The organism is Natrialba chahannaoensis JCM 10990 (genome assembly GCF_000337135.1).
Lineage (GTDB): Archaea > Halobacteriota > Halobacteria > Halobacteriales > Natrialbaceae > Natrialba > Natrialba chahannaoensis.
On the sequence record NZ_AOIN01000092.1, the window covers coordinates 1 to 23,649 of the forward strand.

The 23,649-nt window shown below is 62.3% G+C and carries 26 protein-coding genes and 2 pseudogenes; 12 read left to right on the forward strand and 16 right to left on the reverse strand.

The features are described from left to right. Positions 1 to 64 precede the first annotated feature (64 nt). A complete protein-coding gene (locus C482_RS16565; protein ID WP_006168905.1) occupies positions 65 to 919 on the forward strand; it encodes a DUF6517 family protein in 855 nt (284 codons plus the stop codon). A gap of 9 nt (positions 920 to 928) precedes the next feature. Here C482_RS16565 and C482_RS22770 read toward each other — a convergent pair whose 3' ends face one another. Further along, on the reverse strand, positions 929 to 1,321 hold the full coding sequence (locus tag C482_RS22770; RefSeq protein ID WP_006168906.1) for a hypothetical protein: 393 nt from the start codon (positions 1,319 to 1,321) through the stop codon (positions 929 to 931). 78 nt (positions 1,322 to 1,399) lie between these two features. Continuing rightward, positions 1,400 to 2,770: a DUF7544 domain-containing protein gene (locus tag C482_RS16575; RefSeq protein ID WP_006168907.1), complete on the reverse strand. Its 1,371-nt coding sequence runs from the start codon at positions 2,768 to 2,770 to the stop codon at positions 1,400 to 1,402. A 200-nt stretch (positions 2,771 to 2,970) separates the two neighbouring features. Between C482_RS16575 and C482_RS16580 the strand changes: the two genes are divergently transcribed. The 3 genes and pseudogenes from C482_RS16580 (at position 2,971) to C482_RS16590 (ending at position 6,082) form a co-directional block, all read left to right on the forward strand. Continuing rightward, entirely contained in the window at positions 2,971 to 3,780 is an 810-nt protein-coding gene (locus tag C482_RS16580; protein WP_006168908.1) for an RIO1 family regulatory kinase/ATPase domain-containing protein, read from the forward strand. 78 nt (positions 3,781 to 3,858) lie between these two features. After that, positions 3,859 to 4,317: a hypothetical protein gene (locus C482_RS16585; protein WP_006168909.1), complete on the forward strand. Its 459-nt coding sequence runs from the start codon at positions 3,859 to 3,861 to the stop codon at positions 4,315 to 4,317. A 161-nt stretch (positions 4,318 to 4,478) separates the two neighbouring features. Further along, positions 4,479 to 6,082, forward strand: a pseudogene (locus C482_RS16590) (aldehyde dehydrogenase family protein). Positions 6,083 to 6,544: 462 nt separating this feature from the next. Here the strand turns inward: C482_RS16590 and C482_RS16595 are convergent. From C482_RS16595 to C482_RS16620, 6 genes are all read right to left on the reverse strand, one after another. Next, a complete protein-coding gene (locus tag C482_RS16595) occupies positions 6,545 to 6,979 on the reverse strand; it encodes a CoxG family protein (protein WP_006168910.1) in 435 nt (144 codons plus the stop codon). Positions 6,980 to 7,157: 178 nt separating this feature from the next. Next, on the reverse strand, positions 7,158 to 7,394 hold the full coding sequence (locus C482_RS16600) for a DUF7123 family protein (RefSeq protein ID WP_006168911.1): 237 nt from the start codon (positions 7,392 to 7,394) through the stop codon (positions 7,158 to 7,160). A gap of 135 nt (positions 7,395 to 7,529) precedes the next feature. Beyond that, positions 7,530 to 7,709 carry a DUF7525 family protein gene (locus C482_RS16605; RefSeq protein ID WP_006168912.1) on the reverse strand — a complete coding sequence of 60 codons (180 nt, stop codon included), beginning with the start codon at positions 7,707 to 7,709 and terminating at the stop codon, positions 7,530 to 7,532. 107 nt (positions 7,710 to 7,816) lie between these two features. Beyond that, positions 7,817 to 8,848 carry a phosphate signaling complex PhoU family protein gene (locus tag C482_RS16610; protein ID WP_006168913.1) on the reverse strand — a complete coding sequence of 344 codons (1,032 nt, stop codon included), beginning with the start codon at positions 8,846 to 8,848 and terminating at the stop codon, positions 7,817 to 7,819. Between the two features lie 122 nt (positions 8,849 to 8,970). Continuing rightward, entirely contained in the window at positions 8,971 to 10,137 is a 1,167-nt protein-coding gene (locus C482_RS16615) for an ATP-NAD kinase family protein (protein ID WP_006168914.1), read from the reverse strand. Between the two features lie 355 nt (positions 10,138 to 10,492). Then, complete coding sequence (locus C482_RS16620) at positions 10,493 to 11,179, reverse strand: competence/damage-inducible protein A (protein WP_006168916.1); 687 nt, start codon at positions 11,177 to 11,179, stop codon at positions 10,493 to 10,495. Positions 11,180 to 11,318: 139 nt separating this feature from the next. Between C482_RS16620 and C482_RS16625 the strand changes: the two genes are divergently transcribed. The 5 genes from C482_RS16625 to C482_RS16645 all read left to right on the forward strand — a co-directional run bounded on the left by C482_RS16625 (position 11,319) and on the right by C482_RS16645 (position 14,178). Continuing rightward, positions 11,319 to 11,672 (forward strand): winged helix-turn-helix domain-containing protein, encoded by a 354-nt coding sequence (locus tag C482_RS16625; RefSeq protein WP_006168917.1) that lies wholly within the window; start codon positions 11,319 to 11,321, stop codon positions 11,670 to 11,672. 144 nt (positions 11,673 to 11,816) lie between these two features. Continuing rightward, positions 11,817 to 12,296, forward strand: coding sequence for a 6-pyruvoyl trahydropterin synthase family protein (locus C482_RS16630; RefSeq protein WP_006168918.1), 480 nt, complete (start codon positions 11,817 to 11,819; stop codon positions 12,294 to 12,296). Positions 12,297 to 12,302: 6 nt separating this feature from the next. Next, positions 12,303 to 13,145, forward strand: a complete 843-nt coding sequence (locus C482_RS16635; RefSeq protein WP_006168919.1) for a 7-carboxy-7-deazaguanine synthase QueE — start codon at positions 12,303 to 12,305, stop codon at positions 13,143 to 13,145. A gap of 21 nt (positions 13,146 to 13,166) precedes the next feature. Further along, positions 13,167 to 13,919 (forward strand): 7-cyano-7-deazaguanine synthase QueC, encoded by a 753-nt coding sequence (gene queC / locus C482_RS16640; protein WP_086009516.1) that lies wholly within the window; start codon positions 13,167 to 13,169, stop codon positions 13,917 to 13,919. Positions 13,920 to 13,977: 58 nt separating this feature from the next. Continuing rightward, entirely contained in the window at positions 13,978 to 14,178 is a 201-nt protein-coding gene (locus tag C482_RS16645; protein ID WP_006168921.1) for a hypothetical protein, read from the forward strand. Between the two features lie 245 nt (positions 14,179 to 14,423). Here C482_RS16645 and C482_RS16650 read toward each other — a convergent pair whose 3' ends face one another. Next, complete coding sequence (locus tag C482_RS16650) at positions 14,424 to 15,701, reverse strand: iron-containing alcohol dehydrogenase family protein (RefSeq protein WP_006168923.1); 1,278 nt, start codon at positions 15,699 to 15,701, stop codon at positions 14,424 to 14,426. Continuing rightward, complete coding sequence (locus C482_RS16655; protein ID WP_006168924.1) at positions 15,694 to 16,734, reverse strand: ring-cleaving dioxygenase; 1,041 nt, start codon at positions 16,732 to 16,734, stop codon at positions 15,694 to 15,696. Before C482_RS16655 ends, C482_RS16650 begins: the two co-directional genes overlap by 8 nt. A 367-nt stretch (positions 16,735 to 17,101) precedes the next feature. Between C482_RS16655 and C482_RS22890 the strand changes: the two are divergent. Continuing rightward, a pseudogene (locus C482_RS22890) lies at positions 17,102 to 17,374 on the forward strand (3-keto-5-aminohexanoate cleavage protein); the annotation flags it as partial. A gap of 62 nt (positions 17,375 to 17,436) precedes the next feature. Here the strand turns inward: C482_RS22890 and C482_RS16665 are convergent. Beyond that, positions 17,437 to 18,159 carry a molybdenum cofactor guanylyltransferase gene (locus tag C482_RS16665; protein WP_006168926.1) on the reverse strand — a complete coding sequence of 241 codons (723 nt, stop codon included), beginning with the start codon at positions 18,157 to 18,159 and terminating at the stop codon, positions 17,437 to 17,439. A gap of 124 nt (positions 18,160 to 18,283) precedes the next feature. On the opposite strand from C482_RS16665, the gene C482_RS16670 reads away from it, so the two are divergent. Continuing rightward, entirely contained in the window at positions 18,284 to 18,709 is a 426-nt protein-coding gene (locus C482_RS16670; RefSeq protein ID WP_006168927.1) for a methylated-DNA--[protein]-cysteine S-methyltransferase, read from the forward strand. A gap of 9 nt (positions 18,710 to 18,718) precedes the next feature. On the opposite strand, the gene C482_RS16675 is transcribed toward C482_RS16670, so the two are convergent. Genes C482_RS16675 through C482_RS16690 form a run of 4 tightly spaced genes read right to left on the reverse strand, consistent with a single transcriptional unit; the run spans position 18,719 to position 22,168 of the window. Next, positions 18,719 to 19,147: a VOC family protein gene (locus tag C482_RS16675; protein WP_006168928.1), complete on the reverse strand. Its 429-nt coding sequence runs from the start codon at positions 19,145 to 19,147 to the stop codon at positions 18,719 to 18,721. 11 nt (positions 19,148 to 19,158) lie between these two features. Continuing rightward, positions 19,159 to 20,187, reverse strand: a complete 1,029-nt coding sequence (locus tag C482_RS16680; protein WP_006168930.1) for an ABC transporter substrate-binding protein — start codon at positions 20,185 to 20,187, stop codon at positions 19,159 to 19,161. Further along, entirely contained in the window at positions 20,184 to 21,263 is a 1,080-nt protein-coding gene (locus tag C482_RS16685) for an ABC transporter substrate-binding protein (RefSeq protein ID WP_006168931.1), read from the reverse strand. Before C482_RS16685 ends, C482_RS16680 begins: the two co-directional genes overlap by 4 nt. After that, complete coding sequence (locus tag C482_RS16690) at positions 21,260 to 22,168, reverse strand: ABC transporter substrate-binding protein (protein ID WP_006168933.1); 909 nt, start codon at positions 22,166 to 22,168, stop codon at positions 21,260 to 21,262. The genes C482_RS16685 and C482_RS16690 overlap by 4 nt, the downstream gene beginning before the upstream one ends. Positions 22,169 to 22,310: 142 nt before the next feature. Here C482_RS16690 and C482_RS16695 point away from each other — a divergent pair, with 142 nt between their 5' ends. Next, on the forward strand, positions 22,311 to 22,652 hold the full coding sequence (locus C482_RS16695) for a cupin domain-containing protein (RefSeq protein WP_006168935.1): 342 nt from the start codon (positions 22,311 to 22,313) through the stop codon (positions 22,650 to 22,652). Between the two features lie 28 nt (positions 22,653 to 22,680). Here C482_RS16695 and C482_RS16700 read toward each other — a convergent pair whose 3' ends face one another. Next, on the reverse strand, positions 22,681 to 23,589 hold the full coding sequence (locus C482_RS16700) for a DMT family transporter (protein ID WP_049896920.1): 909 nt from the start codon (positions 23,587 to 23,589) through the stop codon (positions 22,681 to 22,683). Positions 23,590 to 23,649: the final 60 nt, after the last annotated feature.

The following is a 23,649-nucleotide window of genomic DNA, read 5'->3' on the forward strand; positions in this document are numbered from 1 at the left end:
CGCCATCAGAGATGTGTATAAGAGACAGCAATAAACACTTATGAACCAACGTGAGATTTCCCCTATGGACCTGAATCGTCGAACCATGCTGGGTGGGATCGGTACCGCCAGCCTTGCCGGACTCGCTGGGTGTCTCAATCTCGTTGGACTTGCGACTCACGAGGCAGCACCAGCGGGTGTCGACGAATCCGTCCGGTCAGAGACGGGATACGAACAGACGCAGATCGACGACCTCGTCGTCCGCGAAGAGGTTGGTGCCAGCATCGCGACCGAAGAGGTTGTGGTGACGAACTACATGACTGAACACGAGAAGGCAGTCGATATGGGCCCACTCGGGCGTCAACGCGGTGCCGTCTTCATCGTGCTCTCGACACCGCAGGTTTCCGTTCTGGGCCAGCAAGTCAATCCAGTCTCAGACATGTCTACGGACGAACTCGTCGAACTGGTTGCGAGCAACTACGACGATATCAACAACGTCGAACTCGAGGAGGAGTCCTCAGCAACTGTCGTCGATCAGACAACCACACAGTCTCGCTTCTCGGCGGAGGCATCCTTCGATGGAACCGACATCGATGTCGCACTCCATCTCACCGAGGCAGTCGAGGCGGGTGAAGACCTGCTTGTGACTATCGGCGTCTATCCACGAGATCTAGACTGGCAAGAGGAGGAGAACATCTTCGCGCTCATGGACGGCGTCGTTCCTGGGATCGACGAGGAGACGGACGAAGATGGGGAGAACGGTGATGGGGGCGATGATACGGCTGATGACGGTGACGACGACAGTGACGGCGACGACGGTGACGCAAACGACGGTGACAGCCAGGACGATACAGCTGGCGACAACGACGACGAGACAGGTGACGGTGAAGACGATACTGAGGATGATGACGATGACGGCATCCTCTCTACGATCAACTAACAGCGCTCCTCAGACGACGCCACTCGCATAAACGACGAGCACCACACCGACGACCAGAAACCCTACGCTCGTCCCCTTCGTCACACGAATCCGATCCGTCTCCTCGAGTTGTTCGTCCTCGACCGGTGTCATCCCTTCTCTCGCTTGCGCACGAACGATCGCCGGCGCGTATCGAACGCCGACGACACCGAGCAGGATCAGACAACATCCAACGATGAACACGCCCCCTCGGAATCCGTCACTGCTCCCGGCCAGTCCGCCCCCGCTGAATACACTACTCCCACGACTCCCACCAAATCCGCTCCCCGATCCGATTTTGAGGACGGACTCAACGCTGGGCGTGGGCCAGTCGGTACTCGAGTCCAGTCCGGGCAACGCGACCTCGAGTGTCGGTGGTCCCATCGGTTCTCGGGATACGTCACCGACTGATGAGATAAACGGGATGGCGGGGTTGCAGTAGATGAGAGGGGTGTGTGGTGCTCACCAGCCGCGACTGTCGTCGCTGTCTGCGTCAGCATCGGTATCGTTGCCGGTTTCGCTATCCGCCCTGTTGTCGTCTCTCTCGGTACTGTCCTCACTGCGCTCCGTATCCGTTTGATCGGGCTCACTCCGGTCTGTGATATCCCAGTTGCTGGTGGGTTCGCTGTCACCCCAGAAGCCAGCATCGTCGACGGATCTTCCCTGGTTACTGTCGGAAGTGGTGTTTGGATCCTGAACACCGCTTGTCTCTGTTTTCGTTCCAGTAGTTGTATCCGTACTTGTAGTCGTATCCAAATCCGAATTCGAACCCGTACCCGCTGGCTCTGCGTTTGCACCATCGGTGTCGGTCGACGGTCCAGTCAGCTCCCAGCCATCGGTTGGGGAAACGGTCTCACCCGCACCAGTGACACCGTTCTCACCCGTTCGTGCAACGCGGCGCTGGTCTGGGATGAGATCAAGCTCGGGGTTGGTGTCGCCAAGAACGAGCAGCGCGTAGTACTGGAAGTAGGTCCGGATGGGCATCTGGATGAGCGCGAACACTGCGATCACTCCCAGGAGTCCGACGAAACCAATCGCGACAGCGAGGTAGACACCGACACCGCCCATAACGTACGCGAGCACAGCCAGAACGACGAACGGGATCGCGACGATAAGCGCGCTGATCACGAGGACGAAACCGACGACGATGTTGAGAACGAACTGCAGGACCCACACTAACACCAGATAGACGGTGTAGTTTCCCCAGTTCGAGGTGACGGTCGGCCAAAACCGCCGCCAGCCGCTCAATACACCCCGGTGCTCGAGAAGCATGACAGGCGCGACGAACTCAGATGTAAAACGCATCACAACCGCGTAGATGAGATACAGCGGAATCGAGAGGATGCCAGCAAGTGCGAGTGAACTCGCGTCTGGAACACCGCCGGACACGGCCAGTACAACGACTCCGAAAACACCAGTCAGCAGGAGTAATGCGCCCGCTCTGAAGGCAAACAGCCGTAATCCTCGTCCGATGTGTTCTCGCGTGTAACGCCTGACGTGGACCGCATTCGACCGAAGCGACTCGATGAAGACGAACTCCATAACCGCGCCGATAATCGCATACACAATCCAGAGAAGAAAGCCAGCCACGACCAACAGCCCGAGAACGGCAATCACCTCGTCCGGAACGGTGTCGACATCCGTCTCAACTGCCGGCGTCGGCTGATCGAGCAGGGGTTCGATGTCTCCGGCCGGCACGCCACCGCTCATACCCAGACCGCCGCCGACGAAGAGGACGACGAGCGCCAGCTTGAGCCAGCGACCGACTCGAACCGGCACCAGCAACTCCCGCGTCACGTCGATCGCATCACCAAGGTCATCCACAGCGTCCATGCTAGCTCTATGTCGTACTCCTAGAGCAACGATGAAAACAGTACTGCTTAGGTGCGCCCGCACGTGCTGCATGCACCAATCCAGTCGCCCACACTTCTGTTCCCGTGACGATCGAACGGGCGGACAAGTGTTGTGGGAGACACGTCTCGGTGGAGACACTTCGAGACGCATTTAACTCCGAGCCCATACCATCTCTAGTAATGGATCTCCGCCAGCTCGCACGCGGCACGGTCGAGTGGGGACGCATCGAGCGCGTCATCCGCACGCTGGCGGAACGACACGATCGTGACGCCGTCCGCGTCGAGTTCCTCGAAGCCGACAACTGGCTTTCGACCCCCTGTGTCATCGACGAGGAGTGGTTCGTCAAGATCGTCACCCGCCAGAACGCGCTCGTCCACGCGCTTCTGACGACCGGCCGCAACGTCGGTGCTGTTTCCTCCGGTACCGAAGGCTTCTTCGACCGCTTCGATACGCCCCGCGAAATGGTCGAACACGAGTACGAAGCCACCCAGCGCATGCGCGCCATCGGCATCAACGCCCCCCGACCCATCGAAGCATTCGAAGTCAACGGCCTCGGCGTGCTGGTACTCGAGTACCTCCCCGAGTTCGAATCGCTGCACACGGTTTCGGACCGGGAGGTTGCCGCCCGCGCGCCGGAACTGTTCGAGATGCTCGCGACGCTGCACGACCACGGACTCGCTCACGGTGACCTCCGCGACGAGAATATCTTGCTGTGTGACGGCGACCTGTACTTTATCGATGCGACCAGCGTCCACGAGGATCGTGTTGTGGAGACGACCGCCTACGACCTCGCCTGTGCCCTCGCAATCTTGGAGCCCCGAATCGGCGCTCGCAAGGCCGTCCTCGCCGCCTCGTCGGTCTATGGACCGTCGGAACTGCTCTCGGCGCGTCGCTTCCTCGACTTCGTTCGGCTCCGTCCGGATCACGAGTTCGACTCGACCTTACTCCGGAGTGAACTCGAGAAGGCAGCGGATCTGAGTGGTCAGTAGGGACGCCTCGAACGCGTCACGATCCACAGCCACCATCTCGTCGAGAGTCTTTCACGTTCACCACTCGAAACGCGGCCAATGGACAACGGGACGGCAGCCGCCCTCCTCGCACTCGTTCTTGGATTCCCGCTGGTCGTCGTGGCTGCATTCACTGCAGGAATTCCAAGCTCACTCGCTGTGTTCGGCCTCCCTGATTCCCTCGCTCTCGCGTTCGTCGTCGCCGGGGAGTTTGCTGACGACAACACACAGCCGGCGGCCGCGTCAACTGTTGCCGATACGCTCGACACCACTGCCAGCGAGGCAACCGATGCGTCGAGCGACACCGAACTCGAGTCCTTGCGCGAACAGTATGCCCGTGGCGGGCTCACCGAGCGTGAACTGGACCGCGAACTCGAGCGCGTGTTCGACGCCGACTCCTCCGAGGCTGCTGGTTCCAGTGTGAGCAACAGTGCTGACTCTGGCGAGTCAGACCGACAATCAACTACGCCACAGTCTCGCCACAACGACGACGCGGTGAGAGAACTCGATCAGAACTGAGTGGCGTCAGAATCGGAACTCGATCTCGGACGCTTGAACGCAGACTGGAACCCGAAGTCGAAGCCGATGCCGATGCCGATGCCGATGCAAACCGGGGAACCCACCAGCTTCGAGATGCTGCCACCAGCAGCGTTTTCACGTCGCTCGTTGTCCACTCGAGTATGAGCCAGCAAGCAACAGAGCAGGTGAACCAGCACTACATCGGCGGCGAGTGGACCGATGGCAGCGGCTCGGAAACGTTCGAAAGCGAGAATCCGGCGACGGGGGAGGCGCTGGCAGCATTCCAGCGCGGCACTGAAGATGACGTCGACGCCGCCCTCGCTGCAGCGAACGACGCGTTCGAGGAGTGGCGAGAGCTCTCCCACATCGACCGTGCGGAATACCTCTGGGACATCTACCACGAACTGCGCGAGCGCCACGACGAGTTGGGTGAGATAATCTCCAAGGAGTGTGGCAAGGAGATCTCCGAAGGGAAAGCAGATGTCGCCGAGGCCTGGCACATGGTCGAGTGGGCAGCGGGTAACGCGCGACACCCGCACGGGGACGTGGTACCGAGCGAAGTCGGCTCGAAAGATGTGTACATGCGCCGGAAGCCTCGTGGCGTCATCGGCTGCATCACGCCATGGAACTTCCCGGTTGCAATCCCGTTCTGGCACATGGCCATCGCCCTCGTCGAGGGGAACACGGTCGTCTGGAAGCCAGCAGAGCAGACGNGTTCTGGCACATGGCCATCGCCCTCGTCGAGGGGAACACGGTCGTCTGGAAGCCAGCAGAGCAGACGCCGTGGTGCGGTCAGATCATCGCCGAGATGTTCGAGGACGCCGGTATTCCGGATGGCGTCTTCAACATGGTCCAAGGCTTCGGTGACGCCGGCGCGGCCATTACGGACGACGAGCGCGTCAACACCGTTCTCTTCACGGGATCAGCCGAAGTCGGCCAGGAGATAGCCAGCAAGGTTGGCGGCGAACCCGGCAAACTCGCGGCCTGCGAGATGGGCGGCAAGAACGGTATTATCGTTACCGAGGAAGCCGACCTCGACATCGCCGTTCACTCGGCGATCATGTCGAGCTTCAAGACGACCGGGCAGCGCTGTGTCTCGAGCGAGCGCCTGATTGTGCACACGGACATCTACGACGAGTTCAAGGAACGCTACGTCGACATTGCCGAAGACGTCGCCGTCGGCGACCCCCTGCAGGAGGACACCTTCATGGGCCCGGCAATCGAGCCCGAACACGTCGAGAAGATCAAGAAGCACAACGAGTTGGCAGAGCAGGAAGGCGCAGCTGTCCTCGTCGACCGCTTCGAACTCGAGGACGACGAGATTCCCGAGGGTCACGACGAGGGCAACTGGGTCGGCCCGTTCGTCTACGAAATCGAGTACGACAGCGATCTGCGTTGTCTGAAAGAGGAATGTTTCGGCCCGCACGTTGCCCTTCTGGAGTACGACGGCGACATCGAGGACGCAGTTGAGATCCACAACGACACGCCATACGGCCTCGCCGGAGCCATTATCTCCGAGGACTATCGTCAGATCAACTACTTCCGCGACCGCGCGGAGATCGGTCTGGCGTACGCGAACCTGCCGTGTATCGGCGCAGAGGTCCAGCTCCCGTTCGGCGGCGTGAAGAAGTCCGGCAATGGTTACCCATCCGCGCGTGAGGCTATCGAAGCCGTCACTGAGCGTACCGCCTGGACGATGAACAACTCCAAGGAGATCGAGATGGCACAGGGGCTTTCCGCTGACATCGTCACCCGAGACGACTAACCCAATCTGCGTCGAGCAGCCCGCAGCCGCAGTTGCTTCTATTTTGTTGTGAGGAACAGTGTCCTCTTCTGGACTGAGTGCAGCCACCGTCAGCAACGAGTGAGCCGCCGCTATCGAACCCGGCAGTCTCGAGGTGTTGCTGTTCGTCGGCACGTAGACGACAACCGGATGAAAGGCGAAGGGGCGAAAGGAAGGATGCGGACGAAGAGACGGGAGTGGGGTGCTCGTCCCGGGAACGAGCAGTGTCGGGCCGGAGACGCGCTTGCCGGCGATGACGTGAAAAGCGCCAATACCGGCACCCATCATTTGGCACGCTAGCACAAAAAGTCAGCGGTCAGCCGACCGGAATGATGTCTGTCTATGACTAACACAGGCGTGTGAGCAGACGAGACGTCTCTGTGTCGTCTGCGCGAGCGGACCCGCGTATCCGAGTCGCTTCATCACTCATCCTGCTATCTGGACTCACTGTGTCGTCTGTAGGTCGCGCTCGAGTTCGTACCGAAGGTTCTCGAGTTCGTCGTCCAGATTGTGTTTGAAGAACTGTTCAACGCCGGGGAGTTTACCGTCGACGACGAAGTGATTCTCGAGACGAGAGCCAGTTTCGGTTTCAACGATTTCGTGCTCGCCGGTGACGTGCAGGACGGAAGAATCGCCGACGAATTTGACGTACTCTGGTGGTTTTCGAGTGACGTCTTCGGTTTCGACACTGACGGTACGACGGACGAGCGGAATGGGGAGTTCGACGTGCCAGGTGACGTGTCGCCCGGCGTTGTCGGTGACCGTGTACTCGTCGACGACACTGATCGACCGCGCGCGGTTCGCGGGGTCGGCGATGAAGTCCCAGACGCGTTCGGGGGGTGCCGAAAGTTCGAACGACCGATCGACCCGTACAGTCATGGCACTACCTGTGTGCGTTGTGGGTAAAAAGACCGTGGACAGGCGCTAGCGGTAGCGTGTCCAACGGTAACACAATCGAGCACGGTTCGGGATGTGTGTCGTGGCGTCTTGCCAACGGCTACGACACACTGTGGACTGTGTTCGGGTCACCAACGGATAGTTGAGGTGGCGGCCCGAATCAGGCTGTCGAGGAGCGAACCGTTACTTTCCACGTGGTCGACCGAGCCCGCCCCCACTTCTCGATATCGACATCTTCAGATTTCTCCGCAAGGTGGGGAAGGCGTGCGCCGACCTGTTTCGACGAAAGTCCGATCGCATCAGCGATATTTTTCGCCCGGAAGTACCGTTCGCCACGGGCAGCGCTCTCGCGTAGATACGAGATGATCCGCTGTTCTTCGTCGGAGTAATCGGTCATCGTCCGTACACTCTCTAGGCGGTCGGCGCTCTTAACTCTTGACGGCCGTCCCAGTGAGAGAGTCCGCTCCTGTCCTAAAAACAGCACTATCGATCAGGACGGATTGATAGGGCAATTCGTCTCGATGGCGGTCGATCACTCCCAGTAGAGGTGGATCGCAACGACTGCGAGCGCGCTAAAGAGGACTGCGCCGGCAAAGCCCCAGGCTGCTTCGATGTCCGTGACCATCAACAGTGCGCCAAGTACCGCGACCGCGCTGAGTGCGAGCGCCAGTCCAACGCCCTTGTCTGTCGTCGACTCCGTGTGCGTAGCCATGCTCGACAGGTTGTCGATGGGGTCTCTTAATTGCACTTATTCCGGCCAGCGAGAACGGGTGACACGGCCCGGAGACACACCCGCTCGGCGCTTCCCGTTCGGTGGGTTCAGTTAATCGTCGTGTGCTCGGACTCCTCGTTCAGTGCGAGGTTCGCTGCAATCTCGGCGTTACGCATCGCGTACTGGGCCGTCTGCTGGAGGCTGACGAGTACCTCGCGGACGCGTAGCAGTTCCTCGTTCGACATCTCCGGCAATTCGTCGAGAATCTCGCGTTCTCGGTCTGCGATCTCGTGGAACAGCGCTCGAACCTCGTTTGACTTGTCGTAATCACGTTCAACCGCCGACTCGACAGCAAGCGAGGTAATCTCGTCGACCAGTTCGTTCAGTTCGCGGATATCTCGAATCACCGAACCCTCGACGTCGAGCGTGTGACCGTTCGTCTCGATGACAATCTCCGCGATGTCCTCGCCGTTGTCCGCTGTCAGTTCGAGGTTCTTCGCGATCGAGCGGTAACCGATCAACGGGAAGCCGCTGTTGAGGCCGACTGCACGCGCGAGGTTTGGGTTCTGGTAGGCCGTAAAGATGAGCCGCAAGAGGAGGACGAAGATCTTATTCGCCTGTCGCTCTCGGTTGAGTGCCCGCTGAGCGAGATCTGTGTTGCCGTGAGCCAACGCCTTAATCCCCTCACCGCGCATCGTCTGTCCGGTCCGCTCGAGTCGCTCCAGCAGATTGTCGAGCGTGAAGTCCTCCGGGTCCACCGAACACCGAATCGAGATACTCTCCGGCGTCTCCTCGATCACACCCAGCCCCATGAGCTGGGTTTCGGCCTGATAGACCGCGTTGATGTGAGCCGACTCGAGTGCACCCTCCTCGCGCTCGATGCGGATCACGCGCCGACCGAGGACGTACTGGGCGACGATGGCGCGCTCGACAGCCCCGGCATCGAGGTTGTCCGCGTGGATGATCGCCTCTGTCTCTTCGGAGCTTGCGGACTCGGACATCACCGTCAGCGTGCCCTTTCCGCTGGTTCGCAGCGACACCTCGTCGCCCTTTTCGACGCCGTGTTCGGACGCCCACTCGGCGGGGAGGGTCATCGCCAGCGTGGATGGCCCAAGCCGTTGAACTTTCCGCGTTTCCATGCGCAGTCCGTAGGACCGAGCCGACCTTAATATTGACTATACACCCATTATGTGTGACTGCCGTCGTTATATGAGTCTGTTCCTGACCCCGCTTTGCCACCACTCCTTAAACAGGTTCCTTCTCAAACAACCTTCACGAGCCGGGTAGTAAACCGCCCCGTCCGGACGCGCTGCCAGCCTCGAAGCTCCTCGTTGATTGTCTCGTCGTCCGTATCGACACGAAGTGCGGGAATCTCGGCTAGTTTCTCCGCGTCGGCGACGACGGCGATCTCGTCGGCCTGCTCGAGTACGGCCGGCGAAATCTGGTGGTTGCCGCGGCCGAAGATGACCCCCTGGCCGCCGATCGGCGAGACGACGACAGTGACAGGTGACTCGAGTACGTCGAGGATGTCGGCTTCGGCGGCGTCGCTTGCGAGGAGTTGTTCGTCACCGTCGACCTCGCTGTCCGCACTCCCAGCCCGCCAGACGTCCACCCCCAGCGGCGACGGTTCGATTCCGAGTTCGGACTCGATTGTCCCGACCGTGCCACCCGGCCCGAAGACGTACGTCCGCTCCGGCTCCACCTCGCGCGCGAATCCTGCTGCTAGTGCGTCGACGGAGCCACTCGAGAGTTGCTTGCTCGATTGGACGTCCGGCGCGACGGGGACCGGGACGACGGCCTTCAGCTCCGAGCGAACCTCGCCCTCGCGGTAGGCCGCCTCGTCGATGTCGTTGACCTCGCGGGACTCGACGCGCTCGAACTCGGCTGCGATCCGGCCGGCATCCCGTGGTGTGACCGCGAAGACGGAGGAGTAGATCTTGACGCCGGCGGGCACACCGAGTATCGGTGTCTGGTCCTCAGCTTCAGTCCCGAGTACCTCCGCCACATCGACAGCCGTTCCATCTCCGCCGACGAACAGCACGAGATCCACACCGGACTCGAGTAGCGCGCGGACGGCGCGTCGCGTATCGGTCGCGGTAGTCTCGGCGTCGGCGGGGTCGACGGTCGGGTCGGGTGGCGTGCCGGCCGACTCCCCCACGCGTTCGGACTCGTCGCTGGGATCATAGACGACCTGTGGCTCGAAACCAGCATCGCGCGTGGCGAACTCGCCCATGATGCCGGCGGCGGTGTAGATCGGAACGTCCGGTGCGTGCCGAGAGAAGGTGGTAAGTGCTTCTTGCGCCCGCTCGGGAGCGCGTGGCTCGGCACCGCGCTCGCGAGCCTCGGTGAGTTTGCCGTCGGTTCCCTTGAGTCCGACCCGTCCACCCATTCCCGCGATGGGGTTGACGACGACGCCGAGTGCGTCCATACGTGGGCTACGGCGGGTTGTTCAAAAAGCCGTCCGATCGGTTCCCCGTGCGCAGTTGTCGGTCTCCCTCACGGATGCGGTGACACCCATCGTAGCAACCGGCAAAACCGGCGTCGCTGCGTCGTTTCTCAAAAATTAAGAGGGATCGGGATAGAACGCCGTCTATGAACGAACTGACCTACGTCCTCGACGCCGAACCAGCGATGCCGATGAGCGGTTGGGTGGCCCTGATCCTGAGCCTCCTGATCACCGTCGGCTGGGTCGTCTACTTTTACAGATAAGTAGTCTCAGCCACGCAGGCCCGGCTGCGCCCATCCGCTCCAGTACTCTCTCAAGCGTCCGGGAGTTACGCGGCCTACGCTCGACTTTCAACCCGCTCGCGGAGCCACGCCGCCGCCTCCCGGACAACTGCCTCGTCGGTGCTCTCGATCGCAACCCGAACCGACTCGCCCGGATAACTTCCCACAGACACGTCGAAGGCCGACCGAAGCTCCTCGATTCGCTCGAGGAGCGCACTCTCCGGTTCATCCGCCACGACAACCTCGCGATACGTCGGTGTACCCGCAAACTCGTCGGCCACCGTCTCGAACATCGCCTTCATCTCTGCGGGCACCCCGGGGAGGACGTAGACGGACTCGAGTACTGCGCCGGGTGCGACGCCGATCTCGTTGTGCAGGGCTCGCGCGCCAGCGGGGAGGTCGGTGGTCCCATCGGTGAGGTCATCGCGGGAGTAGCCCTCGTTCGCGAGCCAGGTGTGTGCCTGTTCGTGATCGGCGAGGTCGCGCCCGAGTGCGGCGGCGACGCCGGCCATCGTCACGTCGTCGTGTGTTGGGCCGAGGCCGCCGGTGACGATTACCGCGTCGTAGGCCGCGCGATACTCGTTGACAACGTGGGCAATATCCGAGATGCGATCGGGGAGCGTCGTGACGCGCTCGACGGTGACACCGCGCTCGGCGAGTCGTTTGCAGAGCCAGGTAGCGTTCGAGTTTACTGTTCGTCCGGCAAGCAATTCGTCACCGACTGTGACGACCGCGACGTTCATACAGAAGGGTTCGCGTCGGTGACCCAAATGTACCTCGAAGATGTCGCGGAATAATCAACCAAGAGTACTGACCAATCAATTTCTGTGTCACTCTGGATAACCACAAGATTCAATTCTGATAATTAGCAATGGATGGACAATGTCTCGTCGGACGAAACGAACGGAAGTCAATTCGACTGCGGTTCTTTCGGCACTCGGGAGTAAGTACAGTGCCGAAATTCTCTGCGCGGCGGGGACCCCAAAGTCGGCACAGGCATTGAGCGAAGATATCGAAATCCCGATTGCAACCTGCTATCGGCGCATTGAGGAACTCGTTGATGCGGGACTCCTCACGTGTGAGGGTCGCCAACTCTCGGAGGAGGGGCGGCGAACGAACATCTATCGGCGAACGGTCGACGAGCTCGAAGTCGACTTCTGCGACGAGCAGCCGTCGTTCTCCCAGAAGCGACGCACCGAGGCAAAAAACAGGTTACAGGACAAACTCGAGAACTGACGAGTTTGGGGTTCTCAACTGCTCTCAGCATCGTCGTGGGAGTTGCGACGCTGGTTTTCGTAGTGACTACGGATACCGACCACAGCATTCCCGGCCAACGGTCCGTTCGACCAGACTTAAGTATTCTCTCGGGAATACCAGGATATGACTAAACGCGCATCGAACCACGACCGAGACGGATCTGCTACCGGTGCACACGACATCGTCGGCCGCACGCGCACGCTCCACGTCGGTCAGGACCGCCCGATCAGAATCAGTACAGGCCATCGCATCCTCCATCACGACGGCAAGTGCGCGCGACCTCACGGCCACAACTACGAAGTGTCGGTGACCGTCAAGGGGACCCTCACCGAGGAGGGCTGGGTCGCGGACAAGGGAGATATTACTGCAGTAATAGACGAGTGGGATCACAAGTTCCTGCTGCAGGCTGATGACCCCCTTGTCGAGGCCTTCGAAACCGCCGGTGACGAGGATGGGATAGTCGTCCTCGAACACCCGCCGACCGCCGAGGTGATGAGCGTCCTTCTTGAGGAGAAACTGCTCGCCGAACTCGGTGAGAACGTCACCGATGTCGCCGTCCGGGTGAACGAAACACACGAACTCTGTGGCGGGAGCCACCTCTGATCGACGATGCCGGTTTCCAACTCGACCGATCGAGAGATGTCCGCTGAACCGGACACCGAGTCGACGGGCGAGGGCCTGCCCATCAACGAACTGTTCTACTCGCTGCAGGGTGAGGGAACCCTCGCGGGCGTCCCGTCGATCTTCATCCGTACCAGCGGGTGTAACCTTCGCTGCTGGTTCTGTGATTCCTATCACACCTCCTGGGAACCAACACACGCCTGGATGGATCTCGACGCGATTCTCGACGAAATCGAGTCCCACGATGCCGACCACATCGTCCTCACTGGCGGGGAACCGCTGCTGCACGACGCTAGCGTTGCGCTTCTCGAGGAACTCGACGAACGTGGCTACCACACGACAGTCGAGACGAACGGGACAATTCACCGCGACGCGCCGATCGATCTCGCCTCGATCAGCCCGAAACTCGCGAGCAGTACGCCGACGCCGGAGCGCGATCCGCGAAGCGAGGTTCCAGCGGAATCTCGGAACGGTGAGCCCCAATCGCAAGGTGCCGCGAACCAAGGTGATGGCGAGTGGGAGCAGCGCCACGAGGCAAACCGCATCGACATGGCTGCACTTGCCGCACTCGTCGAGGACTATACGTTCCAGTTGAAGTTCGTCGTCACCGACGCCGACGACATGCCCGAAATCCTCGACCTGCTCGCAGACCTGCGAGAGGCAGCCGACGTGCCGATTCGCGACGACGACGTGCTCCTGATGCCGGAGGGGGCGACCCGCGACCGCCTCGCCGAAACTCGAACGCGTGTCGCCGACCTCGCGATGGAGCACGGCTTCCGGTACACGCCGCGACTGCACGTCGACCTCTGGAACGACGCCCCCGAAACCTGATCTCGACCAATGGCTCACGAAATGACAGCGACCGACGCAAGCGACACCGAATCGACAGCAGACACGAACCCCACTTCCACCCCCAAACGCGCCGTCGTCCTCCTCTCCGGCGGCATGGACAGCGCCACCGCCGCCGCCGAGGCTCGCGATCAGGGCTACGACATCTACGCCCTCCACACATCTTACGGCCAGCGAACCGAAACGCGAGAACTCGAGTGCGCCCGCCAGTTGGCCGACGAGTTCGAGGCGAACGACTTCCTTCAGATTGAGACGGGTCACCTTTCGGCGATCGGGGCCTCGAGTCTGACCGACGACGAGATGGCCGTCGCAGATGCGGATATGGAGAGCGACGAGATTCCGTCCTCGTACGTTCCCTTCCGGAACGCGAACCTGCTCGCGATGGCGGTCTCCTACGCGGAGGCGAACGACTGCGAGGCGGTTTTCATCGGTGCGCACAGTGAGGACTTCTCGGGGTATCCGGACTGTCGGCCCGAGTTCTTCGAGGCGTTCGAGCGGGTCGCCGACGTGGGGACGAAACCGGAGACCGAGATTTCGATCGAAGCGCCGTTCGTCGAGTGGTCGAAGACGGATATCGCGGCCCATGGCACTGAACTCGAAGTCCCCTACGAACACACCTGGAGCTGTTACCGGGACGATCAGCCAGCCTGTGGGACCTGCGACGCCTGTGCGTACCGGCTGCAGGCGTTCCAGCGAACCGGCGTTCGCGATCCGATCGAGTACGCCGAGCGGCCGTCGTACGTCGAGGAGGGCTGACCGCTCGCTGTCAGAATACAAACCCTTTCTCCGATCGACCGTATCCTCGTTTCACTGTATGACTTCGGCCCTCCCGGTCATCGAATCGTTTCGCGACGACATCGATGGTAACGGGGACAGCGACGACAGGGACGGCGACGGCGACGACGACGACGGCTGGACACTTCCCGAGGGTGCCGCCGCGAGTTCGTCGGTCTCGCAATCGGACTCCCGGTGTTCGCCTGGCTCGTCTCGAGTGACACCGGCTCGCTCGCGGTGACGGCACACTGGCTCCCCGCGCTGATCGGCGTCAGCTGTGGCTTTCTCTACGCAGCCCACTCCGGGATGCGGTGATCGACGTTTCTTCGTCGGCAGCCCGATTCTGCGACTCGTCTGCAGCACTCAGACAGCCAAGAGGACTCCTGCAGCGCCGACTGCACCGAGGACACGCCGTCGCTTCAGCAATCTTTGTTTCTCAAGAATGTATGAGTAACAATCAGCGATCCAGATAGTTGACGGGTGCGCTTACCACGCCGACTCGAGTACCGCCACGAGTTCAGCAGCCGAGGGATCGAGTCCCGGCGGCGCGTTCGCCATGAAGCGGTCCGCGAGAACCACCTCCGCAACGGCCTCGAACTCGTCGGCTTCGGGACCGTCCACGTCCCGCAAGCGGGTGGGAAGCGAGAGCGCGTCCCGAACCTCGCGCACCTGCTCGACCACCGCCGCACCCGGATCGGCGGCGTCGCCAACCCCGAGCGCGTCCGCCAACTGCCGAGCCCGCGCGTCGACGCCGTCCTGTTCGAACAGGTACTCGAGTACGTGCGGGACGACGACGGCGTGGGCCGCTCCCTGCTGGACGGGGGAAGTGTGCGTTAGTCCGTGCCCGAAGGCGTGAACGATCGAGAGCGTCGTTCCCTCCGGCCGCGAGATGCCGTACTGCACCAGCAGGATGCCCTCGAGAATCTGCTCGAACGTCTCGGTGTCGCGCTCGCCGTGGCCGTACGCGCGCAGGCCGGACTCGAGTACGCCGAGGCCGCTGGCGGCCGTCGCGTCGGTGACCGGCGTTGCGTTGGCGGCGTAAATCGTTTCCAGTCCCTTGTCGAAGCCGTTCATGGCAGAGCCGGCGAGCACGGACTCGGGCGTGGTTGCGACGATATCGGGGTCGTAGACTGCCGTCGCGGGCATCAGTTCGGGCGCGGAGATGCCGCCGCCGATTTCTTCGTCGACGCGTCCGGTATCGTCGGTGTCCGGCGCTGCGGTTACGCCAGCGACCTGCGAGAGCTCCGCTCCGGCGAGCGTCGTCGGAATCGTGACGACCGGGACCAGCCCCGACTCGGGGACGGTGACCGTACCCGATTCGGCGAACTCGCTGGCAATCTCCCCACGCGAGCGGTTGTCCGCCGCGAGCGCCCCAATGACCGTTCCAATGTCGAGGCTGCTGCCGCCGCCCAGCGCGACGATTGCGTCAGCCTCCGTCTCACGCACGCGCTTGAGTCCGTCGAACACCGTCGAGAGTCGCTTCTCCGGCGTCGTCTCGTCGAAGACACCCGCGAGTCGCTCTCCGAGGCCGTCCCGGACCGGGTCGATCACCTCGGATGTGCTCCCGACCGTCGAGCCGCAGACGACCAGCGCCCGCTCACAGCCGAGAGACTCGAGTTCGCTCGCCAGTTCACCCACACTCCTCTGGCCAAAGCGGATGGTCGGCGGGGAGTACTCGAAGCGGAACGGAGCGGGTGCTGGTGCGTGTCCTGTGTTTGAACCGCCAGTCTCCGAGCCGTCGCCAGACGACGAGCCCTCACTCATCGGCTGATGTCACCTCCGGTTCGTCGAACGGCGGTAGTTGCGATTCGATCTGGTCGCGCTCCTCCTCGAGTTGCGAAGGAAGTACGAGGTCGGAGCCGAGTGATTCGTACGCTTCGTCGACTGTGAAGCCCGGACCGGTGGTTGCCATCTCGAAGAGGATGCCGCCAAGTTCGCGGGTATAGATTGACTGGAAGTACTTCCGGTCGATGACCCGGCTCGGCCTGAGACCCTGGTCAGCGTAGGCCTCGCGCCACTGCTCCTGTTCGTCGAGATCGGCTGCCTCGAACGCGACGTGGTGAACCGTGCCGACACCCATCCGGCCGCGACCGGCGTCGGTCTCGACCAGATCGACGATCGAGCCGGGGCCGCCGGCTGCGCTGTGGTATCGTCGTCGCCCGTTCGTACTCGTGCCTGACGTATTGGACGCCGAGCCGGTGACAGTATTAGCGTCGGCTTCGGCTTCGGCTTCGGTTTCGGCTTCCAGTTCGTAGCCGAGCACGTCGGTCAGAATCGTCTCTGTCGGTCCGAACTCGCTTACGGCGAGCGTGACGCTGTGGAAGCCGCGAAGCTGGTGGTCTGTCGGTACAGGTCCGTCTTCCCACGGTGTCGCGTCGCTCTCGGCGATCACGTCGCCGCCGGGTGCGACGAGTTCGAGTCGGATACCGTCGGGGTCCGAAACACCGAGCACCGGGTCGTCGAATCGCTCCGTTCGGTCGACATCGAGGCCCGCGCTCTCGAGTCGATCCTGCCAGTAGTCGACCGAGTCGGTGGGGATGAGGTACGCCGTCGCCTGCGTCTGCCCGGCACCGAACTCTCCCTGTCGTCCGCGGTCGGTCCAAGGGAAGAAGGTAATGTTCGTTCCGGGCGTGCCGCCCTCGTCGCCGAAGTAGAAGTGGTATGTGCCCGTATCGTCGTGGTTGATCGTCCGCTTGACGAACCGAAGGCCGAGCGTGTCGACGTAGAAGTCGGCGTTTTCCTGCGGATCGCCAGCGATTGCGGTCACGTGATGGAGGCCGGGTGTCGTCGGTGACATACTGCCCGTAGAATCTCAGCCCTTGAGACGTTTGTCCACGGTTGTGTCACCTGGTTACGCCAGTGTTACCGCCGTTGGCGTCCGTCTCGTCACTGCGCTGAATATGGTGTGGGTTGGTAACATTGGACATTTAAAACAGCGTAGCATGACCTGTCCGTTTCTGGAGTATCGAAGTGAAACGAGCGACCGCCAGTTCGACGAATCACGCGCCTACTGCGAGGCCGCAAAGCAGTTTATCCAGCCAATGCGAGCCGATATCTGCAACGACCGCTACGAGCTGGCACACGATCAACACTGCGAAATATATCTCGAGCACGCGGACGAGGTTCCGGCTGGGTACGGGAACACAGGGCAGCCCGCCAGTGACTTGCAGTGGCTACTATACCTCGCCGGTGACCCCGTCATCATCACCGCCGCGCTGACCGGTGGCGTGCAGGGCAAGGAAGCGACGCCACACCTCCCCGAGACGCCCGAAGAGATTGGGAAGGCAGCAGCCGAGGCCGAGGAAGCCGATGCCTCCGTCGTCCACGTCCACGCGCAAAAAGACAACGGCGAGCGCACGTTTGCGACCGGGTGCTTCCAGGAAATCGACGACGAAATCCGCCAGCAGGCGGACGACGTGATCAGCCAACACTCGACGCCGTCACAGGCACGTGCTAACCTAAACCTGTAGGGATTCACGCCCACCGTCACCACCCAACACTACAAACGCTTCGCCACCGCCTCCAACTTCGCTTGCGTGTTCACGTTTTCAAACGACTCGAGTACCGTCCGCTCGCGAACCTCGTGCTCGTCGAGGACGACCGACTCGAGTTCGGCAAGTGCATCCTGCACACGAGAGTCGCCACGGGCAAGAGCGCGTTCGCAGGCGTCAATCATCGGTTGGGTTCGGTAGACGGCCTGAGTGGGCTGCAGGTGTCGGAATTCGAGTTGAGGAACGATCGCCTCCGGATCTACGGTGTCGTCGGCATTCGACAGTTGCGCGAACAGCGACGAGACGAAGTCCGGATCGACGAACGGCATATCACACGCGACAACGGCAACTACGTCGGTGTGGGTCGCCCGGAGCCCGGTCAGGATACCAGACATCGGTCCGCGGCCCGGGACGGGATCGACGGCGAACATCGGGTCGACACCGTCTGCGAGCGCCTCACGGATCGCTGGCCGCTGTTCCGCTCGGCAGTTGACGACCACCGTCTCGACGACGGGGGCCAGCCGGTCGGCAACGTGCCGAATCATCGGCGTGCCTGCGAGTTCGGCGACGGCCTTGTCCGCGTCGCCGAAGCGACGCGAGTAGCCGCCTGCGAGGATCACGGCGGTTCGGCCGGTTGGACTGGACGCCCACTCACACTCCGACTTGGATTCGGATTCGGATTCGGATTCGGACTCGGACCCGAACTGGCCCTCACCCCTGTCGGCGACCATAGGTGCCGGTTGGACGACTGCCGCCAAAAGCACCGACGCGCAATCCAGCCGAGTGAGAACTGGATCGCGGCTCCCCGTCGCGGCGACACTTATGCGCCAGAGAACCCAAGAGACGACAACACCGATGAATGTAGCACTACTCGACACCGAACTCGAGTTCGACGAGTCGGTCGTCACCCAGTCGCCCGCGGAGATCCGCGATCAGGTTCGGGAGTACGAACGCGGCGACCGCCGCACATTCGACTTGGACGTGACGTATCTCGACGGCCTTACCGGCGACGTGATGGCCGCGATGGCGGCTATTCCCTACGGCGAGACGCGGACGTACGGCGACCTCGCAGCCGACCTCGACACGAGTCCTGTCGCCGTTGGCCAGGCCTGTGGCCGCAACCCCGCCCCGATTGTCGTGCCCTGTCACCGCGTCGTCGGCAGCGACGGCGCGCTCACCGGCTACTCGGCGGCCGACGGCGTCACGACGAAACAGCAGCTACTCGAGTTCGAGGCACGCGAGAGCGGGCAGGCGGTGCAGACTGAACTGCCGACGGAGTGATGGTAACTGCTATTCGACGTCGTCGTGCGTGAGCAGCGGCCGCTCGCGCTCGCCCGCTGGCGACTCGTAGGTAATCACCTCGAGTAAGTTCCCGTCCGGATCGAGAAAGTAGAACCCCTCGAACTCGTCCCAGTCGTAGGGTCCTTGCTTCGGGAACTGTTCGTCGAGGGCGGCCAGCAGCCGCTCGTACTCCTCGCGGTCGGTCTCGAAGGCAATGTGTGCCTTGTCGAGGGGGTGGTCCAGTCTGCGCTCGTCCCAGCCGTCGGCGCGACCGGTTTCGGCCAGCGTGACGACGGTGTCGCCGACCTGGAACATGGCGTGTTCACCTTTGAAGTCCGAGGGCGGACGGCGAACCTCGAGTCCGAGTTCGTCGCGGTAGAACTCATAGCAGGGAGTGAGATTGTCGACGTCGATGTTGATGTGGTCGACTGCGTCCATAGGAATCAGTCTCAGGTCCGTGGCTCCGTCTCCGCTGGCTTGCCAACGCGTTCTGCGTAGCTTCCGATTACCTCGTCGTCCGTGTCGATGAAGTCGTTCGTCCAGACCGCGTCGGGATCGATCTCACCCTCGAGGAGGTCCGTCTCCGCGAGCGTCTGCCCAAGCGTCCGCCAGCGCTCGCCGTCGTGGAGTCCCCAGCCCTGTTCTCGAGTGCGGTCGGTGAACTGGAGCTCGGTCGCCGCCGTTTCGAACTTTCGCTGTTCGACCGGGCGACTCCGCTCGAGTGTCGCGTTTCGTTCGACCAGCACGTCGATCGCCGCGTCGGGATCCGTCGTCGCAGCCGCCCAGCCGCAGGCCGTCGCTCGCAGGAACGAGCGGACCGTCTCGGGCTCCTCGCTGGCGAATTCGGGACTCGTGACGAGCATCATGCCGTAAACGCCGAGGTGATCTCCAATCGGGAGTTCGTCGGCCTGTCGGTCATGCTCGGCCTCGAGCTCGTAGCCGTTCGTCACGACACCGACAGCGGCGTCGACGCGCCCGTCGAGTAGTTTGTGCTGGACTCGGTGGTGGGTGTGGTCGTCGACGCCGAGCAGATCGACCTCGTCGCTGATGCCCTCGTCCTCGAGTAGCTGCGCCGTCAGAATCCTCGTCTTGGTCGCAGACGGCGCGATGGTGCAGCCTCGCAGTTGGTCGGGGTCGGTCAGCGGCTCGCCGAACTCGTCCCGGAAGGTGTAGATCGCGGCCGGCGTCTTCCCGGTGACGGCGGCGACGGCGAGCGGGTCGAGGCCGCGGCTCTGAATCGAAAGGACGGCGCTCGCGCCAGCGAGGGCGAACTCGGCGCGTCCCTTCGCGGCCTGCTCGGCGGCGAAGGGCGAGCCGTGGCCTTCGACGAACCGCACGTCGAGTCCTTCGTCTTCGTAGAAGCCGCGGTCACGTGCGAGGAAGTAGGGAGCCTGGAAGCCGTTCGGTTCCCAGTTGAGCTGGAAGTCGACGGTGGTTGTGTTCGTCTCTGTGTCTGTGTCGGTGTCTGTATCCGTCATCGCGAGGACACCTCCAGTCGGAACAGGTCGTCCGGAATATGATCGACGCCGAGCGCCTCGGGGCCGGCGACGTCAAGCAGGTGGTCGAACAGCCGCTCCATCGCGTCGACTGTTTCCGCGTCCCAGTCGGTGACAACCATCTCCCGCCAGTGATCGCGAATGCCGTGGACGACAGTCGGTTCGTTCTCGTACATCAACTGCTCGCCGAGTTCGTCCCAGAGCTTGTCGTCCGTCTGTAACCGCTCGACGGCATCCGCGTAGGCGCGCTTGAACCCGCTGATGGCGTCGGGATTTTCGGCGAGGTAGTCTTCGCTCGTGAGGAACGTCGAGATCGGCAGCGTCTGCTCGACACCCGACAGCTGCTGGACGAGATCGGCCATCGGTACTGCCTCGCGGTAGGGGCCGGTCTCGACGATTTCGGGGATGATCTGCCAGAACTGAAGTGCCGCGTCGACGTCGCCGTCGTGCAGCATTTGGGTCAGCCCGACTTTCGAGCCCGCCTCGACCGACGTAGCCTCGTCCTCGGGGTCGAAGCCGTGGAACTCGCGGCAGGCAGCCCGCGTGAGAATCCAGTTCTTGTCGAGCCGGCGGACAACGCCAACCCGATGGCCGGGGAGGTCCGAAATGTCCTCGATCGGCGACTCCTCGGGGACGACGAGCCCGCCGACGGTCCGCCCATAGGGGTGAAACGCGACGATCGGCGCGCCGTTCGCCCGCTCGCGTGCCGTCGAGATGTAGTCGATGTCGATCAGGTCTGCATCCCCGCCGTGGAGTTTGGCCTCGACGGTTTCCAAGCCGTCCTTGAGTTCGTCCGAGACGAGTTCGACGTCGAGGTGGAAGTCGCGGTCGTGGTCGAAGCCGAACCGCTTGATGGTGTAGAGCATGTAGCGGGGGCTTCCGTTGTGCTCGAAGCGGGCGCGGAGGACAGGACGGTTGCCGTCACGGTCACCGTCGGTGTTGGCGCGGTCCGTGCGCTCCGGACTACCGTGCAACTCGTCTAGTGCCGCTTGCTGGGTCTCGATGTCCATTGCTGTGCCAGAGCCGGTATCAGTCTCGGTGTCGGTATCGGTACTCATTGTTTCGACGGTGCCACGATCGTCCCAATCTCCGCCTCGCTGTCGATCAACTCCCGATCCTTCATCCACTCGAGTTCCCCGTCCAGTTCGGACGGCCCTGCGAACTCGGGTACCTCGTACTCGGGTACCCGAACTGACTCCCGGATCGCTTCGAGGTCGACGTCCACAAAGAGATCCGGCGCAACCTCAGCGTCGGACTCGAGCATCGCGAGATACTCGTCGCGGAACGCCTGCGGATCGTCGTTGATCGCATCTACAGCGCGCTCGTAGGCGCGCATGAACGCGTCGAGGTCGTCTTCGGCAAGGCTATCACTCGCTACGATGCCGATGTGATTCTCGAACTCGAGTACCCGCTGGAAGCCGAGGTGCTCGGCGAGGGTACTGTGGGGGTCGAGTAGCGTCACGGCGTCGACTTCGCCGTCCCGAAGCGCCTGCAGGCGGTTGGTCGGCATCCCGTGGTGGGCGAGTTCGATCTCGTCCGGATCGAGGTGCTCCTCGAGTGCTTTGACGGCGGTGTACTCTTGGCCGGTGCGGCGGTTGACGCCAACGGGGACGCCGGCGAGGTCGGCCGGCGACTCAATGTCGGTTTCTGGTCGCGTATAGAGCGTATAAGGGAGGTCGGCGAACGCCCCGTGGGCAACGATGGTCCCGTCGTCGAGCGACCAGGTTCGGCGCAGGCTCTCCCACTTACAGACCGGGTAGAGGTCCACGTCGTCGTCGCCGGTCAGCGTCCAGTCTGCCGGCACGTACTTCCAGTCGACCTGTCGCCGGTCTCGTTCGAAGAGGTCGACCGTGATCCCTTCCGCCTCGAAGTAGCCCTGTTCGGCTGCCACCCGTTGTGGCAGCATGAACGAAAAGGGCAGGTGAAAGACTCGGACCCCGCCGCTCGTGTCACTCTGTGCCATGCAGTACACTGCACGATAACGGTCGGCATAAAACGTTTCTAGGAATCCTTTATACGCCCGTTGGCGGCGGATACAGTCATCAAATCCTGAAACAAGATTCACGTATCGGACCGGTGGAGAAACGGTACTGGTGACTGGTGGCATGGACCACAGACAGACGGGCGATGTCGTCACCGAGGAGGTCGCAGACGGCGTGTTCCTCGGGACGCTCTCGATGGGCGAGCGCGCGAGCATGAAGTACTGGCGGATCGATCCGGGCGCGTCACTGCCGACACACGAACACGAGCACGAACAGATCGGCTACGTCCTCTCGGGAACCCTGACAGCAATCCTCGAGGACGAGGAAGTCCTGCTCGAGGAAGGCGACGCCTACAGGTTCTCGAGCAACGAGTATCACGGGGCTGAAAATCGAAGTGACGAACCAGCGGTGGGGCTGGGGGTGCTCGCACCGCCGCGGAATCGGCCGGAGTGGCGAGACCGGTAGGAACGGGCGGGCGCTGAGGTATGCCAGCTCAGTCCGACTCCGGCCGTCGCCGTCGTTCGCGTTCGATCGTCGTCACGTAGATCCCTGCGAGCACGATTAGACCGCCGAGAACCGTAATTGTGTCCGGCACCTCCGCTAGCAGCCCCAGCGCCAGCAGCGTCGCCCCGACGGGTTCGCCGAGCCAGGCCACGCTGACGACGACCGACTCGAGGTGCTTGAGTACCCAGTTGACGATCGTGTGTCCGAAGATGCCGGGGCCGATCGCCATTCCGAGGAAGAGCAGCCACTCTCGCGGCGGGTAGGCGACGATATCGTGGCCCTGTACGCCGACGAGGAGCAAGAGCGTCACCGCACAGGCGGTATAGACGACGGTGACGTAGGGAAACAGCGAGACACGCTGGCGGATCGACCGACCAGCGAGCACGTATCCCGCGACGGTGATCGCACCCAGGATGGCAAGCGCGTTGCCGTACATCGTCGCATCGGAAATCGGTGCCTCGCCCGCATCGCCGAGCGACATCGCGGCCGCACCGACCATCGCGATGACGATCCCGATCACCGTCTCTCGATTGACCCGTTCGCCGAGGACGAGCGCCGCGCCGATGGCCACGAAGATCGGCTGGGTCTGGACGAGCGTCACGCTCGCAGCGACACTCGTGTGATTCAGGCTTTCAAACCAGGTTGCGAAATGGACCGCGAGCGCGATCCCGGCGACGACTGCGAAGCCGAGGTCGTTCCGTGAGAGCCGGCCGAACTCGTCACGGTACCAGTAGACGGCGATGGGTGCGACGATTACGGTGGTAAAAAGCACGCGGTAGAAGGCCGCGACCGAACTCGGGGCGTGACTCCAGCGAACCAGAATGGCGCTGGTACTCGCGGCGAAGATAGCGAACGCGAGCGCGGCGTACGGTGTCACCTCGAGATCTGCCCTGTACACGTCGTCCACTCATCCGCACGAGGGCACTAAACCAGTTGTGAAAGCTGAACCGACTGCCGG